Origin of the sequence: Acidomonas methanolica, from assembly GCF_004346035.1 — a bacterium.
Taxonomy (GTDB): domain Bacteria; phylum Pseudomonadota; class Alphaproteobacteria; order Acetobacterales; family Acetobacteraceae; genus Acidomonas; species Acidomonas methanolica.
Genome location: NZ_SLZN01000077.1, coordinates 1 through 3145, shown reverse-complemented (window position 1 = coordinate 3145; position 3145 = coordinate 1). Strand labels below are relative to the sequence as shown.

Here is a 3145-nt window from a genome sequence, read left to right as displayed (position 1 = left end):
GAGGCCGAGGCCAACTACTATGCAGCCCTTCAGATCATCAATATGGCTGCGTGACTCAAACCAATTAGCCTCCGGGAAACCCGGGACGCTTCAGAAATCCTCCTTTATCCAATCCGCCAATTCCGTCCCATAGGTCCTGACGGCGGACACTCGCCTTCACGCTCCTCGCTCGCGCCCTCAATCTGCTTCAAAGCTCTCGATTCATGGTTTTGAAAGGTATTCTCAAATGACGACACGCCGTAGCTGAATGCGGTCGGTTCATGCCTCTTTGAACGAAAATCGACAAAACAGGCTGGGCGATCCAACTCTCCGCTTTTAAGCTCGACACCACGGGCTGACCTTGCATCGGCCGGATCAGACAGGAGCAGTGTCATGGAAACCATCACCATCGGACAGAGCGCCATCGTCACCTCGCGCATCGGCCTCGGCACCTGGGCCATCGGCGGCTGGATGTGGGGCGGCGCGGATGAGGCGGAGTCCATCCAAACCATCCAGAGCGCGGTGGAACGCGGGATCACGCTGATCGATACGGCCCCTGTCTATGGCTTCGGCCGCTCGGAAGAGATCGTCGGCAAGGCGATTCAAGAAGGCAAACTGCGGGACAAGGTGCAGATCGCCACCAAGCTCGGCCTCGCGTGGAAAGACGGCAAGGTGTTCCGTGACAGTCGCCCGGACCGCATCCGTCAGGAAATCGAGGACTCGCTGCGCCGCCTGGGCACGGACCGGATCGACCTCTATCAGGTGCATTGGCCGGATCTGGAGACGCCGCTTGAGGAAACCGCCCGCGTGCTGGAGGATTTGCGCCGCGAGGGCAAGATTCTCGCCACCGGGGTCAGTAATTTCTCGCCCGCGCAGATGGATGGTTTCCGCGCCGCCGCCCGGCTGGATGCCCTGCAACCGCCCTATAATTTGTTCGAGCGCGGTATCGAGGCGGCCGAATTGCCGTATGCGGAGAAAACCGGCCTCACCGTGCTCAGCTATGGCGCGCTGTGCCGCGGCCTGCTGAGCGGACGGATGCGGGCGGACACGCAATTCGAGGGCGACGATCTCCGCCGCAACGATCCGAAATTCAAGGACGGGCGCTTCACTCATTACCTCCGCGCGGTGGAGGAGCTGCGCGAACTGGCACAGCGCCGCTACGGCAAATCCGTGCTGGCGCTGGCGGTGCGCTGGGTGCTGGACCAGGGGCCGACCATCGCGCTCTGGGGGGCGCGCCATCCCGGTCAGCTCGACCCGGTGAACGAAGTGATGGGCTGGAAGCTGGACGGCGAGGGCAAGGCCGAGATCGAAACCATTCTGGCGCGCTGCGTGCCGGACGCGGTGGGGCCGGAATTCATGGCGCCGCCGGTGACGCGGCCGGCAACGGTCTGAGCGCATCGTCGATTCAAGGAGAGACAGATGGAATATCGTCTGCTGGGCCATTCCGGCCTCAAGGTTTCGTCGCTCATTCTGGGCACGATGACATTCGGTGGCCAAGGCAGTTTCGCCAAGGTCGGCAATACCCGCATCGAGGACGCCCGCCGTCAGGTGGATATGTGTCTGGATGCGGGAGTGAACATGCTGGACACCGCCGATATCTATTCCGACGGCATGTCGGAGGAGATTGTCGGTCAGGTCATCGCCGGGCGGCGCGACAAGCTGCTGCTTGCCACCAAGGCACGGTTTCCAATGCGCGAAAAGGGCCCGAATGACCGCGGCCTGTCCCGCCAGCATCTTGTTCGCGCCTGCGAGGACAGCCTGAAACGCCTGGGCACTGACCATATCGATCTCTACTGGTGCCATGAATGGGACGGGCAGACACCGGTCGAGGAAATCTTGCGCGCACTGGACGATCTGGTCCGCTCCGGCAAGATCGGCTATGTCGGCGTCTCTAATTTCTCCGGCTGGCATATGATGAAGATGCTCGCCGCCGCCAAGGCGGAGGGGCTTGTCCGGCCTGTGGCGCAGCAGATCTATTACAGCCTGCAGGCGCGGGATGCGGAATATGAGTTGCTGCCCATCGCGGTGGATCAAGGAATTGGTGCGGTGATCTGGTCTCCGTTGGCTGGCGGGCTGCTCTCCGGCAAATACCGCCGCGGCAAGCCTGAACCGGAAGGCACACGCCGCGCCGCGCAATGGCAGGAGCCGCCGGTACGGGATATCGAGCAGCTATATGATGTTGTTGAGAAACTGGTGGAAATTGCCGCGGCCAAAAATGTTTCGCCTGCGCAGGTGGCGCTGGCCTGGCTGCTGACGCGCCCGGGCGTTGCCAGTTTAGTCATCGGCGCCCGCACCGAGGCGCAGCTTGACGATAACCTTCGCGCGGCCGAACTTGTTCTCGACCCCGGTGAGGTCGCGGCGCTTGAAGACATCAGCCGGCCGCCGCTGCTCTATCCCTACTGGCACCAGAAAGCGACCGCTTCAGACCGGTTGTCTCCCGCGGATCTCGTAATCATCGGGCCCCATCTGGATTAATGGCTGCTGGCTCTCTGGTATGACCTGTCAGACGTCCGGCATCCAGAGGTGATGTTGTGGACGGCCCCCGCACGGAATGCGCGAAGGTGAGATTGTCGCCGTCTGCAACGCGTGGAGCCACCTATGGGAACGATTTCGACGACAGGCCTCGACCTGGGCAAGAATGTTTTTCAGGTGCATGGGATCGATAGTTTTGGGAATATCCTCGTGCGCGGTCGCTTGCGGCGCGGTGAGTTCTCCAGTTTTTCGGAACACTCCCGCCGTGCCTGGTCGGTATGGACGCGTGTGGCACGTCGCATGACTGGGCGCGGGCGATTGCGGCTTTCGGGCATACGGTCAAGATGATGTCGCCGATTTACGTGAAGCCCTACGTCAAGCGGGGCAAAACCGATGCAGTTGACGCCAAGGCGATCTGCGAGGCTGTGACCCGCCCGACGATGCGCTTTGTGGGACCATGGCGGAAATTGGGTGATGGCGTTTTGAGAGGGTGGCGTATCGTGGCGGGTGCTGAGCCTGCCTGAACCTCCCTGAAGGAGCGATACGCCGTGAAAGACGATAGCACGATCACCACGCTGCCACAGCGGGGAGCGATGATGGATCCATTGACCGGGATTGCCCGCGACGGGGCACGACAGATGTTGGCAATGGCGCTGAAGAGCGAGGTGGACGAGTTCCTCGCTCTGCATTCCGA

The 3145-nt window shown here is 61.8% G+C and carries 2 protein-coding genes and 1 pseudogene; all 3 read left to right on the top strand.

Annotated features, from left to right (window positions below):
* The first annotated feature begins 372 nt into the window (after positions 1-372).
* The gene (locus EDC31_RS17390; protein WP_042057197.1) at positions 373-1371 is read left to right on the top strand and encodes an aldo/keto reductase; all 999 of its coding nucleotides are present in this window, start codon (positions 373-375) and stop codon (positions 1369-1371) included.
* Between the two features lie 27 nt (positions 1372-1398).
* Positions 1399-2454: an aldo/keto reductase gene (locus EDC31_RS17385; RefSeq protein ID WP_042057200.1), complete on the top strand. Its 1056-nt coding sequence runs from the start codon at positions 1399-1401 to the stop codon at positions 2452-2454.
* Between the two features lie 123 nt (positions 2455-2577).
* Positions 2578-2903 (top strand): annotated as a pseudogene (locus EDC31_RS17380) (IS110 family transposase); the annotation flags it as partial.
* Positions 2904-3145 lie beyond the last annotated feature (242 nt).